This is a genomic window from Limibacter armeniacum (assembly GCF_036880985.1).
Taxonomy (GTDB): domain Bacteria; phylum Bacteroidota; class Bacteroidia; order Cytophagales; family Flammeovirgaceae; genus Limibacter; species Limibacter armeniacum.
Genome location: NZ_JBAJNO010000009.1, coordinates 740,219 through 757,308, shown reverse-complemented (window position 1 = coordinate 757,308; position 17,090 = coordinate 740,219). Strand labels below are relative to the sequence as shown.

The following is a 17,090-nucleotide window of genomic DNA, read 5'->3' as shown; positions in this document are numbered from 1 at the left end:
ACATTTCTAGATCTTTCATGAGGAAATCATGAACTTGAAGCGCAATAATTCACAGATCGTGGTTAAAAATGTTTAATTTTGTTGTCATTTCGTCCAAGGTACATTGTCTTGTGGGAAATGAATACAAATAAATGGAAAGCCCAAAACCGCTTTCACCTTCAGATTGCTGAATGAGGACAAAATTAAGAAATATCAAAATAACGCGTAAGGAAATTCTGGGAGGAATTGTGAGAACACTCAGTAAACTGGGGGTGTTGCTCGTGTTTTTTTGGTTGCTCTTTTACCTTATGATTCAGTACCCCGCAGTACAGACCCGCCTCGTACAATATGCTTCCAATCGTTTGACAGAGATGACAGGCTTCCCAACGACAGTTGAAGGGGTGTCTATCAATTGGTTTGACCTTATCGCATTGGATGGTGTGAAAATCATGGATACGAAAGGTGTTCCGCTGATTGATGTAGGTGAGCTAAAGGTGGACTGTGAGTACAAACTGCTGGTGCAGAATGATGGAGATATTCACTTGGATAAAGTATGGCTAAAGGATGTATCGGTGATTATGGTACAGGACTCTACCACTAACCTGTCCAATATGGATGAATGGATCGATGCATTAAGTGGTAAGCCTGATTCAGTAAATAGCTCAGGTAAATCAGGGACATTTTCCATCGGGAAGGCATATGTGGAGCAAGGACACTATGAATTACATTTTCCTGAAAAAGCTCCTGCTGACAAAATGCAGTTTGATCAGTACCATATGGTATTTGATCAATTGTATGGAGAGGTGACCAATTTCAGGGTAGTGGGTGATACCATTGCTTTGGATGTTAGAGACCTGAGAGGGTATGAACTCAGCAGCGAGGTGAAGATCCATGAACTGGATACAGACTTTTATATCTGCAAAACGGGAATGTCCTTTGGTGACCTCTTTCTGAAACTGGGGCGATCTTCTACACTGAAAGTAAAAGACCAGTTAGATTTCAAATACGATAGCTATAAATCATTCTCATCATTTTTTGACAGTGTCAGTATGACTGCAACACTGGATAGGTCTGATTTTGTAACGGACGACCTTGTTCGTTTTTTGCCATTTCTTCATTCCTATAATGACCGCTACAAAATATCGGGTCGATTTGATGGAACAATTAGTGACTTTGAGTTTATCAATGCGGACATCTCTTTTGGTGACAGTTCTCGGGTAGTCGGAGACCTTTCATTTGGCGGTTTTCCAGAATTAGATTCAACTGATATGAAGTTGCGTCTGGAAGCAGGAACATACTACTTGCCAAAAGATATTTATCAGTATGCGCCTACGAGCAGTCATGAAACAATTGGGTTGCTCGGTTCGACAGCAATTGCAGATGCTGACTTCAAAGGTTACCTGAGTGATTTCACATTGAAAGGCATTTTTGATACATCTCTTGGAAGGCTAGAGCCTAACATGTATGTCAATATGAATAAAGAGGTGTACAAGGGTTTGATGTCTATGAATAGGTTTGACTTGGGGACTTTCTTTGATCAGAAGGAAGTAATCAAGGATGTAGATGGTTATGTCAGGTTTGATGGGGTTGGCTACAGTCTGAAGAAGCTGCGATTGAACTCAAGAGCAGAGATAGAAAGGATTAATCTTAAGGGATATGACTACAAGCATATTTCAGTACCAAAGTTTATTTATAATAATAAGCAGTTTGATGTATATGCGACTGTTCAGGATCCAAACCTTAACCTGACCTTTGAATCTCTCACAGATTTTGAAAAGGATAAGTTCAATACAATGATTGAGCTGGATGCACCTGATTTGAAAGTGCTCCACTTAATGGATTCAACATTAGGTATTAAGTCCCATATAATTGCAGATTTTGATGGTACCCAATGGGGTTCCTTGGATGGAACGGTACGGATGGTAGACTCCAAGTTATTCAGGAAAGGGTACGAGGTGCTGATTGATGAATTTGATATATCTACCGATCATAATAAAGAAACCGGAGACAGGAATGTCTTGTTTGATTCAGACTTTGCCACGTTTAAGGCATCAGGGCAATACGAACTGAATACAGTAATCAGCGATCTTTATAAGCTTATAAACCAATTGTTGGAGAATGCGAGGGCAGATACTGAAAAAGTAGATATGGTGCTAGACCTACATAAGGAGCTAACAGATATCGAACAATACAACATGTCCTTTGAGCTGAAGAACAAGGACCTGAACAAGCTTATCCACCTATTTGATTCTACATTGCTCTTGTCAAGAAATCTGGAAGCCAGAGGGGGATTCCATACCGGAAAACTTGACTACCTGAACCTAGAAATTGATGCAGATTCCTTGCAGTGGGGAGACTACCAGTTTTTGGGTAACTATGTAGGAATGGCCGTTGCGAAGGAAAAAGGGAAAAGGAATGTTGATTTTCAGATGGATGCCAAATCTGATAAGCAGGATTTTGAAGGGGTAAAGCTAGCCAACCTAACTATGACTTCCTCCAATATAGATTCCCTCTTCAATATGGATGCCGTTATTGAGCATCCTTCTTCAGGAGACCGTTTGGAGTTTCTTTCAGAACTTATTTTCTATAAGGACAGCATGGTTCTGGACTTTCCTGAGTCAAAGTTCAGGTTGATGGATAACAATTGGAGTAATGATTTTGGACGGAAAAACCGTATCATTTTAGGCTACAATGGTGAGGTTAAGATTGATGATTTAGGGTTTGAAAGTGGAGAAAAATACCTTTATGCCAATGGTTTTATTTCTGAAGATTATCAGAAAAAGCTGAAGCTGAATATTCATAAGTTTGACTTAGGGATTTTGGAAAGGGTATTGGGATATTCTTTTAGGGGACAGCTAAATATCAATGCTGAATTTGAGGATTTGTATCAACACCCACGGATGCTGGGAGAGGTCAGTGTCGATGATGTATATGTAGATGACTACTTTGTCGGAAACCTAAAAGGTGATTCTGAGTGGGATGGTATTAACAAACGATTTTCAGTTGAGGCCTCTTTGACCCGAAATGAGCGAAAAGTACTGAAGCTGTCAGGTAGTTATGAGCCTACAGCACCAAAGGATCGCATGTTGGATATGACAATGATTCTGGATGGTGCAGACCTGAAAATTGCAGAATCCTTTTCTAAGGATGTAGTATCAAATCTGGAAGGGACACTGATCGGTCTTGTAAACATCAAGGGTAGTTTGGAAGATCCAATATTATGGGGAGATGCCTATATCGCCAATGGTAGTTTCTTACTTAACTATACCAAAGTTCGTTACCATTTCAGTGATAAAATCTATATCAGGTCAAATGGGATTTATGGAAAGAACTTGAGGCTTATAGATAATTATGACAACTATTGCTATGTCAATGGAGGTGTTTACTACAAGGACTTTGACAATTTCAGGCTTGATATCAATGCCCGAATGCAAAACTTCCAAGGCTTAAACACTACTGAGAAAGACAATGGTGAATTCTATGGAAATGTATTCGGTACCGGAACAGTGAAACTGGCTGGTAGTTTTGATGATATGTCTTTGAGCATTTCAGGTAAGACGGAAAAGAATACAAAGATATTTATCCCACTTAGTGATGATGGGGTAGTAGAAGACCAGTCATATATTCGTTACTATGACTCAAATAAAATATCAGAAGACAAGACAGTGGTTGATATCAGTAACAGCAGGGCTACGGATTCATTCTCCCTCAAGTTGGATATGGATATTGAGTTGACCCAAGAAGCTTATTGTGAACTGATATTTGATAAAAAATCAGGAGATATCATTCGTGGTAATGGAGTAGGGAAGTTACAAATGAGTATGACCCCTCAAGGAGACCTTACCATGTTTGGCAAAGTGGAAATCCTGAAAGGTGCCTACAACTTTACAATGAGAATGGCGGACTTCAATTTGTTGGATAAGCGATTCAGTATTGAGCCTAACTCATCTATTACATGGGCAGGGGATCCATATGGTGCTGAACTGAACATTACTGCAGCATATGAACAGAAAGTATCCTTGTCTCCGATTATAACAGATGCAGATAGTATTATTTTAAATGCGCCTGAGGTAAAGAGGAGGTATCCTGTAAATGTATTGCTGGATATGTCCGGAAAAATCTCAAGACCACAACTTGATTTTGATATAGAGATTCAGGATTATCCTAATACCATTGTGACGTCGCAAGGTACCATTCCAATGGATAGTTATGTGCAGGCATATAGGCAGAGGCTCCAAAATGACGAACAAGAATTGAACAGACAGGTTTTCAGCTTGATTGTAATGAAGCGTTTGGCTCCTGAGAATAATTTCGGAGGATTTACAACGTCGGCAGGTAATAGTGTGAGTGAACTCTTGTCCAATCAGCTTAGCTACATGTTGTCTCAGGTGGATGAAAACTTTGAGATTGACCTAGATCTGAATGGATTGGATGAAGAGGCATGGAAAGCACTTCAACTCAGATTTACCTATACTTTCTTGCAGGGTAGGGTCAGGATTTCAAGAGACGGTGGTTTTACAAACAGTAAAAATGAAACGGATGCCGCAAGTATATTGGGAGACTGGACTGTGGAAGTAGCTTTGACTCCTCAAGGTAACTTCAGGGCTAAGTTTTACCAGCGTCATAATGAGCAAATCTACTCAGGATTGGAAGGTAATACCACAACAGGTGCGAGTATTCTGCATACAAAGAGTTTCAATACCTTATCTGATATATTCGGGAAGAATAAGAAGAAGAAAAAAGAAGAGAATGAGCTGAAGGAGAAGATCAAGGAGCTGGAGAGAAAAGAGAAAGCCAAGCGGAAGGCTGATCGGAAGACAAATGATGAGACGGTACCCCCTTTAGAAGAGCAGAAGGAAGAAAATAAGCAAGAGGAAAAGGAGACAGTACCTGTTACCAAAAACCAAGAAAAATAAACGGAACAAAAACCGAATAATACGATAATATTCAAATGACTGACAGACATACAATAGAGAACTGGCTCAGAGGCTTGCAGGATAGGATTTGCCAATCACTGGAAGACGCTGACGGAAAAGGAAAGTTTCAGGAAGATCATTGGGAAAGACCTGGCGGCGGCGGTGGTCGTACCAGAATTTTCAAGGATGGAAATATCATCGAAAAAGGTGGTGTAAACTTTTCTGCTGTGTGGGGAGAGGCTCCTGCAAATCTGGTAAAAGCACTGGAGGTAGAAGGAAATGAGTTTTTGGCTACAGGTGTCTCGATTGTTATGCATCCCAATAATCCACATGTGCCGATTATCCATATGAATGTCCGTTACTTTGAAATGGACAATGGAACTTATTGGTTTGGTGGAGGTATTGACCTTACCCCTCACTTTGTGATTAAGGAAGACGCTAAATGGTTTCATGAACAGCTAAAAGCTGTATGTGATAAACACGATGCTTCATTCTATCCACGCTTCAAAAAGTGGGCTGACGATTACTTCTACATTCGTCACAGGGAAGAAACAAGAGGCGTAGGCGGAATTTTCTTTGACAGGATTTCGGATAAACAGGAATCATTGAATAAGGAACAGTTATGGGCATTTGTTCAGGATGTGGGAGATGCTTTTGCGCGTATCTATACCCATTTTATGAAGAAATATCATGAGATGCCTGTTACGGAGGACGAAAAGGAGTGGCAACGTCTTCGAAGAGGAAGGTATGTCGAATTTAACCTTGTATGGGATAGAGGTACTAAGTTTGGTTTGGATACCAACGGAAGAACAGAATCTATTCTGATGAGTTTACCTCCATTGGCATCTTGGGAATATGCACATACACCACAGCCAGGAAGCAGGGAAGCTGAAACTCTTAGTCTGTTGAAAAAAGGCATTGACTGGGTGAATATAGACTAGTCAATCCACTTATTGTGGGTTAAAAAGCAAAAGACCTTCAGGGACATTGGGATTCCTGAAGGTCTTCTGTTTTTATATGCTTACCTACTTTTCCATTCTTTCCTTTCGAAGTACTCCCTTACCTGACAGTGCTTTGGATTGAGGGTTCAACGGTAATGGCTCAGCAAATTTTATATCCTTGAAGAACTCATTGATATTTTGCTGACGCGACAACTCTTTTTTATCAGGGCCAACTTTTGTCAATTGGTCTGTAGAGTTATCTTCATTGATTGTTTCAATATTCATAAAACCATCTCCATTGGTGGTAACTTTCAATGCTTGCCCTTCTTTCAGTATTACTTCTGTTGGGGCGTAATTAAGCATTTCAAGCTTAATGGTAGGCGTAATGCCATTGAAATGATAGAAATATGTGGTTTTTGCTTCTTCCTTCAATACTTCCCCTTTCAGAGTACCATCAAAAACTTTTACCTGATATTTTAATTGAGTAAGCTCTGTTGGAACTCGTGGAGCCAAGGTGATTTTGTTTTCAATGGCATTGGGTCTAATGCCAAGAAAGTATTGGTACCAGACTCTCAGGTGCTCAGAGTTGGACCATGCTTGCAGGAATGTACCTGTGAGTTTGGGCAGTATTTTTCCTTCCCTAGGCAGGGCATCAGCGTTTTCGGCAATACTTCCAACGCCATCTCGGGTAAGGGCATCCCTGTTCATGTTTTTGAATAACTCAAATGCCATATCCTGTTGTCCCAGTTCGATCATGCGTTGCATGGCAATACCATTGTTCCATTGCCATATTGTACCGTTGTGGTAGGCTGCATCTTTGTGATAAAACTCAGGGTTTTCATGGTAAGGGTGAAAATCTTCATGTTTTTGATCAAGCGAGGCTACTCCCCAAGGGAATACCAGATTCTCCCAAGCTGTCTTTGTGATTTCCATCTTGGTTTCATCACGTTTTACGAGTTTCAGGGCAAAAAGCTGGTTAGGGCGGATACTGAAATCTTTTTTATTATCCTTGTTGATTCTGTCAGCCATATAGTGATGCTGCTTGTCAAAGAAGTCTTTTTCAAAGTTTTTCTGGAGCTTGTCTGCCAATGCCGTCCATTCCTTTTGGTCTTCTTTTTCCCCCATCACTTTAGCGAAATATGCTCCAGCTCTCAATTGGTCATACCATAGGGCTTGAATGTCATTGGCACGATTTCCTCTTGGTGACCAAGGAATTTTATTGTCAATCTTGGCATCCATCCAAGTATCAGCATCCTCATGTGTGAGGTAGCCTTTTTGGTCTACCCAATAGTGAATTGGACCTTCAATAGATCTTTTTACAGCAGGGTATAGTTCTTCAATGAGGGTGGTGTCTCCTGAGTATTTAATGTAATCCAGTAATTCAATCACAAAGCGAGGTGTCCCGTCTGTTGTATTGTAAATGATGTCATCAGGTCTTGCACGGTTCGGAACTCTGCCATAGTATTTAGACCCTTCATCCTTATTTTGGAATTTGGCAAAAGAGAGTAATATTTCTCTTGCCACATTAAACTGTCCAGTAACAAGTGTTGCACCAGGAACTGCGATAAACAAATCTCTACCCCAGTAGTCATTGAACCAAGGTAAGCCAGCATAAATACCTGTTCCCATTTGTTTTGTAATCAGCTGATCCATGGTTAGACTGATCCATTTGACAGCCTTATCCAAAGAATCACTGCTGCTTTGGAGATAGGTATTGTCCGTAATCAGTTTCTCCATACGGGCAACCCTTTCATCAAACCACTTGTCAGCATTGTTTCTTGTTGCTTCAATCAGCTTTTCGGCATTTTCTTTAGTGTCACCAAAAGCAATGATAAAGCCGTTTGATTGGTCTGCTTTGTCTTGTATGGTGCCATCTTCCAGTACCTTAATATTGGAAGCTTTTAGGGTAGATACTGCTACGGTTTTACCAACAGCTTTGCCCAGTTCATACAGGGCGTATCCTTTATCTTGTTCTTTGAATTTGATTTGCTGACCAAACAGTTTGAGACTGATGTGTTCTCCTTGAATATTGTCCAGTTTAATAAAGAGGACAGGCTTCATATCAAACATACGGAAAGTCTCAGTGGCATTTTTGTATTCTCTGACTGCCTGATGTGGGTATATTGTAACATTGGCATTTTGACGGTCAACTGGAGCCCCATCTATCTTTAATTCGTAGTCTTTGAAAAGTTGTTGAGTAGCGATATTCCAACCATAAAATGTAGCTCTACCATCAGTTTCCTTATTATCCTGATGATGGGTGCGGGCGTAATAGTAACCGGATTTTTTATCTGTATAAGAAAATTCCCTGTTTTGGTCTGTGGGTACCTGTATACCCAGTTCTGATAAAACTTCGCTGTTTGTTGTTTGCTTACTTTCAGTTTGCTGTTCTGATTTTTGATCACAACCCACAAGGCTGAACAACCAAAGCGTCATAAACAGATAAATACCTCTTTTCATATTGGTTCAATAGATAATTTGATCAAAGTGATTTTCAAGACCCAAGATAGGGTGTCAGTCTTGCTAACAGTCTATTTTGGTTAAGGTAAAGTTATGGTATAAAAATAGAATTTATCTGTGATGTATGTCAGCTTTCAGGAATACTGAGGTGAAGTGAGTAAATCGGAATTTGAATTGGATTATCTTAGGAAAAAGCTGTAGTGCTAACAGGGAAATACCTTATACGTCTGAAGCTTCAATTCTTGTACACTAATCAGTGCTTGCGCCATAGGAACGGAGATTTTCTTGAAGCGAATGGCATCACCGGGTTTAAGCTGTGCTACAAATGGTAAATCCACTTGGCAAATGGTGCCAAGGCGTGCATATCCACCTGTAGTTTGACTGTCTGCCATGGTAATGATTGGGTTGCCATTTCCAGGAACCTGTATTGTCCCACTCACTATACCCGAAGAAATAATATCAGCCTGATGAAGGTGTGTCAGCGTAGCGCCTTCTAGCCTATAGCCCATTCTATTACTTTCTGTACTGACTTTATATTCATTGCTGTAAAACTTTTGAGTGGTTTCTGAAGTCAATTGGTGATGTTCTGGACCTGTTATGATACGGGCTGTAAATATTTGGGCGTAATGGGGAATTAACTCAATTGGAACAACTCTCTGCTCAATGGGTGCATTTGCTTGGAAAGCAATAGTGTCGCCTTTTTCAAGTGGACGACCATTGAGCCCTCCAAACTTGCCATAAGCATATGTGGAACAGCTATCCATCACTTCAGGAATCTCCAATTTATCTGAAATAGCTAGGTAGGTTCTGTATCCTTTTACCAACTTGCCAAAAGAAAGTATATCTCCAGCTGCCACTGGTATCGATGTGTACATGCTAATAGGATGGTTATTCAGTCTTGGGGAAATGTCTGCCCCAGTAAGAGCAATGGTTGTGGGCGCATGAAAATGTAATGTTGGACCTGTGAGTGTGATTTCAAGTACCGGAGCGTTTGGAGGGGCTTGTACAAGCCATCTAACAAGTCTGTAGGCATAGGTGTCCATCACGCCTGAAGCAGGAACGCCTAGTTTTTGGTAACCGAGTCTACCACTGTCTTGTATTGTGGTATAAAGTCCAGGTTTGATTACTTCAATCATATGCTATAAAAAAGTCTGTTGACTAAGTTAAAGGTTGGAAATGCACCTTATTACTTATGAATGTGAGTATCTTATTTGATCATCGTGGCAGTTTGTATCTCCTCAAATTCTTCAACAGTAATGCTTTTGAATTTAATCAAATCACCCTGTTTGGCTAAAGTGTGAGGATTGGAGAAAGGAGAAAAAATAGCAATAGGTGTTCTTCCAATTATCTGCCAGCCGGCAGGGCTTTCCATCGGGTAAATACCTGTTTGGTTTCCTGCAATCCCGACTGATCCCTGATACACTTTCTGCCTTGGTTGTTGTTTTCTTGGACAGGTTATCTTTTCATTTAAACCTCCCAAATACATAAAGCCAGGCATAAAACCCAGCATATATACTTTATAAGTACCTGAAGTATGTATTTGGATCACCTCTTCAACAGAAAGACGGTTAAGGGAAGCCACTTCCTGTAAGTCCATTCCAAATCGGTAATCATAGCAAACAGGTATTTCAATTGTGTTTGAAGAGGAGGAGGTGTTTTCATCCAAGCATTCCGTAGGGAGGTAATCCAATGCCGAATCATAACTGACGTACATGGGGTTATAGATGATGGTAACCGAATTGTATGAAGGAATCAGCTCGATGATACCATCAATAGGTAAAAGCTTCTCAAATGTGTTGCAAAAGCAAATTACCTGTTGGTTGATTTCTTCAGAAATTTGGTCTCCAAAACTGATTAGTAAAGCAGCATCTCCAATCGGCATGCAAGTATAGTGGAATTTCATACAGTTGATTGGTTTAACTTTTCCCTTAATTGGATTACAAATGCCAAAGTATTTGCATTGTCTCCATGTACACAAACTGTATCTGCTGATAATGGGATTTCAGTCCCTTCAATGCTCGTGACGGTTTGTTGGTTGGCAATCTGTAATACTTGTTTCATGGCTTGAGACGTGTCGTGAATGACAGCACCTTCCTGAGAGCGAGGTACTAATAGTCCATTGGTAAGGTAACGCCTGTCAGCAAAGGCTTCTCTGAAAAACGGGATGCCAACGTCTTTGGCAGCTTTTTCCATTTGGGAGGATGCTTGTCCCACGAAAATAAGGTTACTTCCTGCACTTCTAATCGAGATAGCAATTTGTTTGGCAAGTTCAAAGTCTTTTGCTGCAGCATTGTAGAGTGCGCCATGTGGCTTTACATGGTGCAATTGTCCACCAAGAGCTTCTGTCATCGCTTTTAAGGCTCCGATCTGATAGAGCAAGATACTGTTGATTTCTTCATGGTCAAGCTCCATATGCCTACGCCCAAAGCCTGCAAGGTCAGGATAGCCAGGGTGTGCCCCAATTTTGACATCATGTTGCAGGGCGAGGTCTATCGTTTTTCTCATAATCATGGGGTCACCTGCATGAAAGCCACAAGCTATATTACAAGAATCAATATAGCGTATGACTTCACTGTCATTGCCAATGGTGTATTGACCAAAACTCTCTCCCAAATCACAGTTAATATCCATGTATTTCAAAAAGTTGTAGAATGAATCATTTCCATACAATTTAGCAAAATATCGTTGCTCCTAATGATAAAACAAATGAGGAGGGTTATCAGCTTAATGTAGGATATGAAAAAAGAAATCCCCCTTGTCGAAAACAGATCGATAAGGGGGATTTCTTTGCCTTAAAATATATAAGCTTAGACAGCTTCAGCTGCTTTAGGCGCTTTGAGTGCATCTCTTTCTTTGTCTTCAGCACCGTGCGTTAGAGCCTTCAGCTTCTTGAAGAAAAAGAGTAGGATCAAGCCAAATGCAATTGCAAATATGGCGATACCTGTAAATACTTGCTCCTCACCGGCACCGCTTACAGCGTGCTCACCAATAACACCAGCCAGTTTGTTACCTAAACCTGTTGCTGCAAAGTAAACACCCATCATAATTGATGCATATTTTACTGGAGCCAGTTTTGTAATGAATGAAAGCGCTGTAGGTGATACACAAAGTTCACCAATTGTATGGAACAGGTAAGCTAGAACTAGCCAAATCATGCTAGAACCAATAATGTTACCTGAAGCATCAACTTGTACTTCAGCAGCAGCAGCAGTCATAAACAGGAAGCCTGCACCCATGATCATTGTACCAATTGCCATTTTCAGCAATGTAGAAGTTTCTTTACCAGCTTTCAGTCTCCATGCCCAGAAGCCTGCCACAGCAGAGCCGAATAGGATAATGAAGATCGCATTTACAGACTGGAATACACCCGCAGGGATTGTATAGTCAAACATTGGAAGGTAACGATCCGTCTTGCTCTGTGCATATAGGTTCATCAGACCACCAGCTTGCTCAAAAGCTCCCCAGAAAACAATTACAATTAGGAATGAAAGCAACAGTACAACAACTCTGTCTTGTTCAATCTTAGTTAGCGGACGGTTAGCAACCTCTTTGTCAACAGATGTTGAAGAGTTGATATAATCACCAATACCTACAAGGTGCTTCTGACCTAGCATGTAAACAACCTGACCCAAAAGCATACCGATACCAGCAAGACCAAATCCATAGTGCCACCCGTATTCAGCAGCTACTACAGGTACTATCAGTGATGAAAGTGCAGCACCAAGGTTGATACCGATGTAGAAAATTGTAAAACCTTTATCTCTGTTTGGGTCGCCTTCTTTGTAAAGACCACCTACCATAGTGGAAATGTTTGGTTTTAGACAGCCAACACCAAGTACGATCAATGCCAGTGCTGTAAAGAATGCCCACTCTTGTGGGATAGCCATGATACCGTGTCCTGCCACAAGCAATAGTCCACCGAGCATAACAGCTTTTTTCTGTCCAAGAAGTTTATCTGCAAGAATACCACCAGGGATGGACATCAGGTAAACCATCATTGTATAGTTACCATAAAGTGCCAAAGCATCTGCTTTTTCCCAGCCTAAGCCACCATCAGCAACATTTGCAACTACAAATAGTACAAGTAGTGCACGCATGCCATAGTAACTGAATCTCTCCCACATTTCTGTGAAAAACAGAATGTAAAGCCCTTTCGGGTGTGAAAATGTTCCTTTCGTCTCCATGTTATAAGGTTTGAATTATCCTGTATTGTTTAATATGATCAGTCAGATTGGTAATAATATAATTTGAACACAAAATGTAAATATTTCGATAATGATTAATTAAAGGAAATTTTTATGAACTTTTTTGAAAATTTTTAATCTTAAATAAGGTTTTTAAATCATATTTTCTTATAGATGATATCCAGAATAATCCACCTAAAATACATGCCTGACTTTCGGTTATTTTTGGAGTTAAATCGAGGGTAGAGTTATAAAAAAGAAAGCGGAAAAGGACATCGCCCTTTTCCGCTTTTATATTATACAAGCAAAAATTAGGTATTAGTGAATACCTCTCATCATTTTGCTTAGTAATGGAGATATCAATAATAAGAGTACACCACCTGTAACAGATGTCATAGTCAGGAACAGGAACAATGGTGTGTCAGGTAAGTAATTGTGAAGTAGAGACTCTAGAATACCTGCCATGTATTGAGCCAAGGCAATTGAACCAAACCAAAGTCCCATCATTACTGCTGTAATCTTAGTAGGGGACAGTTTGGTAATCATTGACAGCCCGATTGGTGATAAGCAAAGCTCGCCCATGGTATGGAACAGATAAACAGTTACTAGCCACAGTGGACTTACCAAGTTGCCATCTACAGCTCTTGAATCAGCAATGTTCATGACAAAGAAACCAACCCCAAGCAGAATTAAACCAAAAGCGAACTTAACAGGTGTAGAAGGATTGAACTTGGTTTTTGCCAGATTTTGCCAAAGCATATCAAAAGCAGGAGCCAATGCCAGAATAAATACAGGATTGATGGATTGGAAGTAAGTTGTAGGAATTTCCCAGTTAAGGAATCCGATTACTCTATCTGTTCTGCCATCTGCGAAAAGGTTAAAGGTACCTCCAGCTTGCTCAAAACCTGCCCAGAAGAAGATGTTGAAGAATGCCAGAATAAATATTACACCAACACGGCTCCACTCATCGCCACCTTTTGTATTGTTGGCAATAATAAAGACAAGGGCAATAACACCAAGTACAGCACCAATCATCTTAATATAGCCTGTTACTTCTTCGCCTAGAGATGACCACAATATAATTACGCCATAAGTAACTGCAGCTGTAGCAGCAGCCCAGATCAGGATATGTGACCAGTCTTTGGTTGTCAAACTGAACTGTCTGTCGCCAGAGCTAGGAGGGAAGCCAAGGTTACCAAGTGACTTGCTGTTGAATAGGAAGATAATCAGACCTGCCACCATACCAATACCGGCAGCACCAAATCCCCATCCCCATGAGATTTTTTCACCAAGTGTACCACAAACCAATGGAGAGAATAAGGCACCTAGGTTAATACCCATATAGAAAATGGTAAAACCACCATCTTTTCTTGGGTCATTTTGTTCGTAAAGCGCACCTACAATTGTGGAAATATTGGGTTTGAAAAATCCATTACCAACAATTAGTAAGCCCAGACCAACATTCAGTAAAGCTTCACCAGAAGCTATGGCAAATAGACCTAATGCCATCAATAAGCCACCAACAATAATGGCTTTGCGTTGTCCTAGTATTTTATCGGCGATGGCACCACCTGCCAATGGAGTCAAGTAAACCAAACCTGTAAAGATAGCATAGATTTCCAGAGCCCCAGCTCTATCTAGTCCTACTGCGCTTACAAGATAAAGCACCAAAAGTGCTCGCATACCGTAGTAGGCAAAGCGCTCCCACATCTCCGTAAAGAAGAGTGTAAAAAGCCCCCTTGGGTGACCAAAAAGCTCTCCGGAAGGTATTTTCTTTTCAAAAGTTGATACGTTGCTCATGTGAAAGAATTTTATTTAAAAAGACCGGTAATGTAAATGTGTTTCAATAAACTTGTCCAGTTTGTGGAGTGGTTAATGTTGTGGGGTGAAGCAAATTAGGGGATGAAATATCTCATTTTAGCGTGAGATATAGTGGTTTTCCCTGCTTTATCCCTTCGCAAATATGCTAAAAACAAGCTTAATAATTAGATAAAATCGCTCAGAAAAGTAAAAGTGAAATATTGTGTTATGTGAATGGTAATATTCCTATAATGGATTTATTTACACTTATAACCTGATTCTCAATTAGTATTGAATGTTATGAGTTTGGATTTTTGTGATATGATAATTGTCATGGATCAGAAATAGTTCTTAAAATATTTCAATTCCGATGGACGAAGAGTTATATTTGGTACAAGTCAAATAGTCAAATTGATATAACTAAATTTTTTGTTGTAGTATGAACTTACCAATGCTTTTAATCCTGATGGCCGTAGTCATCGTAGGTTTTTTCATATTTATTTACTTTGTGCCTGTCAACCTTTGGATTACGGCTCAGTTTTCAAATGTGAGAATCAGCTTGGCACAGCTGGTATTTATGCGAATTCGTAAAGTACCGCCAAGAGTAATAGTTGACTCTATGATCACTGCTACAAAAGCAGGTCTGAGGGTGACTACTTCTGAGTTGGAGACTCACTACCTTGCTGGTGGACATGTACCGTCTGTGATTAAAGCATTGATTTCGGCAGACAAAGCCAATATTGATCTTGAATTCAAGCAGGCAGCCGCTATTGACCTTGCAGGTCGTGATGTATTTGAAGCGGTTCAGATCTCAGTAAACCCTCAAGTGATCAATACGCCAAATGTAGCTGCGGTAGCGCAAGATGGTATCCAGTTGGTAGCTAGAGCAAGAGTAACCGTACGTGCGAATATTGCACAGTTGGTGGGTGGTGCAGGTGAAGAAACTATTCTGGCAAGGGTAGGAGAAGGTATTGTAACTTCTATTGGTTCTTCTCGCTCACATAAGGCAGTTCTTGAAAACCCTGATATGATCTCGCGTCTTGTATTGGAGAAAGGGTTGGATGCAGGTACTGCATTTGAGATTCTTTCTATTGACATTGCAGACATTGATGTAGGAAGCAATATTGGTGCAAAACTGCAAATTGATCAAGCGAATGCGGACCTGAAAATTGCAGAGGCTAAAGCAGAGGAACGTAGAGCGATGGCGGTAGCAATCGAGCAAGAGATGAAGGCTAAAGCCCAGTCAGCACGTGCTAAAGTAATTGAAGCTGAAGCCGAAGTACCTTTGGCGATGGCAGAAGCATTCAGAAGTGGAAACCTTGGTATCATGGATTATTATAAGATGCGTAATATGCAGTCTGATACTACAATGCGTGATGCGATTGCTGACGCTAGCCGTGATGAGGTAGTACACAAGCGCTCTGATGAGGAAGAGGAAGAGGACAGATAGTAGTAAATGAACGTTTCTGTATATCATAAAAAAGCACTTTGGAACCGATTTCCAAAGTGCTTTTTCTTTTAGAGCAAACCTTTTGATAAGGTTACTTGCTGTAAGCTAATTTTATAGGTGCAGGGAGAGTAGGTTTTCCGATAGGTACTATCTTCAGTTCAGTGTCAACCTTTTTGTAAAGTGCAGGTTTGACAATACCCAAGCATATTTTCATTCTGATAACTTTTTTGACAGACTCATATACTTGAGCCTTGAATGCCGCATTGGTTTCCATCTTTTGGAGAATATCCTGATGCAGTTGAGCTTCACTTGCGGGCATTAATACCATATCAATTCCTGCTTCTACAGCTTTCAGTGCAGCATTTGGGATTTGTTTTAATGCTCCCATCGTCATGGCATCAGTTACGACAAGCCCCTTAAACTGCATTTGCTGTTTTAGTAGATCTGTAACAATCAATCTGGAGCAACTGGATGGCATACCATCTGTATCAAAGTCAGGGTTGTTTTGTACCGCAATATGTCCTACCATGATTGAAGTGACTTCCTCCTTGATCATATAGGCGAAAACAGGTAATTCAGGCATTTCCCCATCAATGTAGACAAGTTTTTTGTGGCTGTCTCCTTTTACATTTCCATGTCCGGGAAAGTGTTTAGCCGTTGCAATGATATTGTTTTCCTGAGTGGCGTGTGCAAAAGCAACAGCAAGTGGTGCAACGGAATTGGCATTGTTGCCAAAACTCCTATTGCCAATGATATCTTCATTTTTGCTGAAATCACAGATTGGCGCAAAGTTCTGTTGAATACCAATCTTGTTTAGCTCATTACTGATTGCTACGGCTGTCTTTACTGATTGTGTGGCTGAAGTAAGGGTATTGGTCTTGGGGAAGCTAGGCAGGCCACTGATTTTTCTGTTGATCAGGCTTGGTTCTGCATCTGCACTAAAGAGTAGTGGAAGTCCACCATTTCGAACACTTTGCTGATCAAAAGATTTGGCTAGGTTGGTTAGCTCATTTTTTTCTCCACTCAAAAGTAGGATACCTCCCAGTCCGTTTTGTGCTAAAAGATTGTCCAACTTTGATTTTGGGTAGCCACTTTTGCCTCCGACACTAATGATCATTTGTCCGGCACGTTGCCAGTCTGATAGGTTGGCAAAAACAGTTTCGACTTCTTTATCAAGTTGTTGGTTTTGACTGTAAAAGTCTCTTAGGCTCCATGCAGGAGAGGTCTGTGCAATTGTGTGGCTTGTAAGTGTGCAAATACAAGCCAGTGAAGTAATGATAGTGTGAATTAATCGCATATAGCGTCTAATCTTGATTTGAGTGAATACTGATAAATAACCCAGCTGATATAGAAAAGAAAA

The 17,090-nt window shown here is 40.5% G+C and carries 10 protein-coding genes; 3 read left to right on the top strand and 7 right to left on the bottom strand.

The annotated features are described in order from the left end of the window. The first annotated feature begins 170 nt into the window (after window positions 1-170). Together V6R21_RS20860 and hemF are read left to right on the top strand one after the other, a co-directional pair. Complete coding sequence (locus V6R21_RS20860; RefSeq protein ID WP_334245493.1) at window positions 171-4,895, top strand: translocation/assembly module TamB domain-containing protein; 4,725 nt, start codon at window positions 171-173, stop codon at window positions 4,893-4,895. 35 nt (window positions 4,896-4,930) lie between these two features. Then, window positions 4,931-5,836: an oxygen-dependent coproporphyrinogen oxidase gene (gene hemF, locus V6R21_RS20855; RefSeq protein ID WP_334245492.1), complete on the top strand. Its 906-nt coding sequence runs from the start codon at window positions 4,931-4,933 to the stop codon at window positions 5,834-5,836. Window positions 5,837-5,920: 84 nt separating this feature from the next. On the opposite strand, the gene V6R21_RS20850 is transcribed toward hemF, so the two are convergent. The 6 genes from V6R21_RS20850 to V6R21_RS20825 form a co-directional block, all read right to left on the bottom strand. Next, window positions 5,921-8,296, bottom strand: coding sequence for an amylo-alpha-1,6-glucosidase (locus V6R21_RS20850; protein ID WP_334245491.1), 2,376 nt, complete (start codon window positions 8,294-8,296; stop codon window positions 5,921-5,923). A 203-nt stretch (window positions 8,297-8,499) separates the two neighbouring features. Then, a complete protein-coding gene (locus tag V6R21_RS20845; RefSeq protein ID WP_334245490.1) occupies window positions 8,500-9,432 on the bottom strand; it encodes a 5-oxoprolinase subunit C family protein in 933 nt (310 codons plus the stop codon). Window positions 9,433-9,503: 71 nt separating this feature from the next. Next, on the bottom strand, window positions 9,504-10,199 hold the full coding sequence (gene pxpB, locus V6R21_RS20840) for a 5-oxoprolinase subunit PxpB (protein WP_334245489.1): 696 nt from the start codon (window positions 10,197-10,199) through the stop codon (window positions 9,504-9,506). Further along, window positions 10,196-10,927, bottom strand: a complete 732-nt coding sequence (locus tag V6R21_RS20835) for a 5-oxoprolinase subunit PxpA (protein ID WP_334245488.1) — start codon at window positions 10,925-10,927, stop codon at window positions 10,196-10,198. Before V6R21_RS20835 ends, pxpB begins: the two co-directional genes overlap by 4 nt. Before the next feature lie 176 nt (window positions 10,928-11,103). Beyond that, window positions 11,104-12,480, bottom strand: a complete 1,377-nt coding sequence (locus tag V6R21_RS20830) for a peptide MFS transporter (RefSeq protein WP_334245487.1) — start codon at window positions 12,478-12,480, stop codon at window positions 11,104-11,106. 318 nt (window positions 12,481-12,798) lie between these two features. Next, window positions 12,799-14,280 (bottom strand): peptide MFS transporter, encoded by a 1,482-nt coding sequence (locus V6R21_RS20825; protein ID WP_334245486.1) that lies wholly within the window; start codon window positions 14,278-14,280, stop codon window positions 12,799-12,801. 439 nt (window positions 14,281-14,719) lie between these two features. Here V6R21_RS20825 and floA point away from each other — a divergent pair, with 439 nt between their 5' ends. Further along, window positions 14,720-15,730, top strand: coding sequence for a flotillin-like protein FloA (floA, locus tag V6R21_RS20820; RefSeq protein WP_334245485.1), 1,011 nt, complete (start codon window positions 14,720-14,722; stop codon window positions 15,728-15,730). Window positions 15,731-15,821: 91 nt separating this feature from the next. Here the strand turns inward: floA and V6R21_RS20815 are convergent, their stop codons facing one another. Continuing rightward, entirely contained in the window at window positions 15,822-17,027 is a 1,206-nt protein-coding gene (locus V6R21_RS20815) for a glycoside hydrolase family 3 N-terminal domain-containing protein (protein ID WP_334245484.1), read from the bottom strand. Window positions 17,028-17,090 lie beyond the last annotated feature (63 nt).

Coding starts and splice junctions, on each gene's coding strand:
- V6R21_RS20835 (WP_334245488.1), bottom strand. CDS start 10,927: ATGGATATTAACTGTGATTTGGGAGAGAGTTTTGGTCAATACACCATT.
- floA (WP_334245485.1), top strand. CDS start 14,720: ATGAACTTACCAATGCTTTTAATCCTGATGGCCGTAGTCATCGTAGGT.
- hemF (WP_334245492.1), top strand. CDS start 4,931: ATGACTGACAGACATACAATAGAGAACTGGCTCAGAGGCTTGCAGGAT.
- V6R21_RS20815 (WP_334245484.1), bottom strand. CDS start 17,027: ATGCGATTAATTCACACTATCATTACTTCACTGGCTTGTATTTGCACA.
- V6R21_RS20845 (WP_334245490.1), bottom strand. CDS start 9,432: ATGATTGAAGTAATCAAACCTGGACTTTATACCACAATACAAGACAGT.
- V6R21_RS20860 (WP_334245493.1), top strand. CDS start 171: ATGAGGACAAAATTAAGAAATATCAAAATAACGCGTAAGGAAATTCTG.
- V6R21_RS20850 (WP_334245491.1), bottom strand. CDS start 8,296: ATGAAAAGAGGTATTTATCTGTTTATGACGCTTTGGTTGTTCAGCCTT.
- pxpB (WP_334245489.1), bottom strand. CDS start 10,199: ATGAAATTCCACTATACTTGCATGCCGATTGGAGATGCTGCTTTACTA.
- V6R21_RS20830 (WP_334245487.1), bottom strand. CDS start 12,480: ATGGAGACGAAAGGAACATTTTCACACCCGAAAGGGCTTTACATTCTG.
- V6R21_RS20825 (WP_334245486.1), bottom strand. CDS start 14,280: ATGAGCAACGTATCAACTTTTGAAAAGAAAATACCTTCCGGAGAGCTT.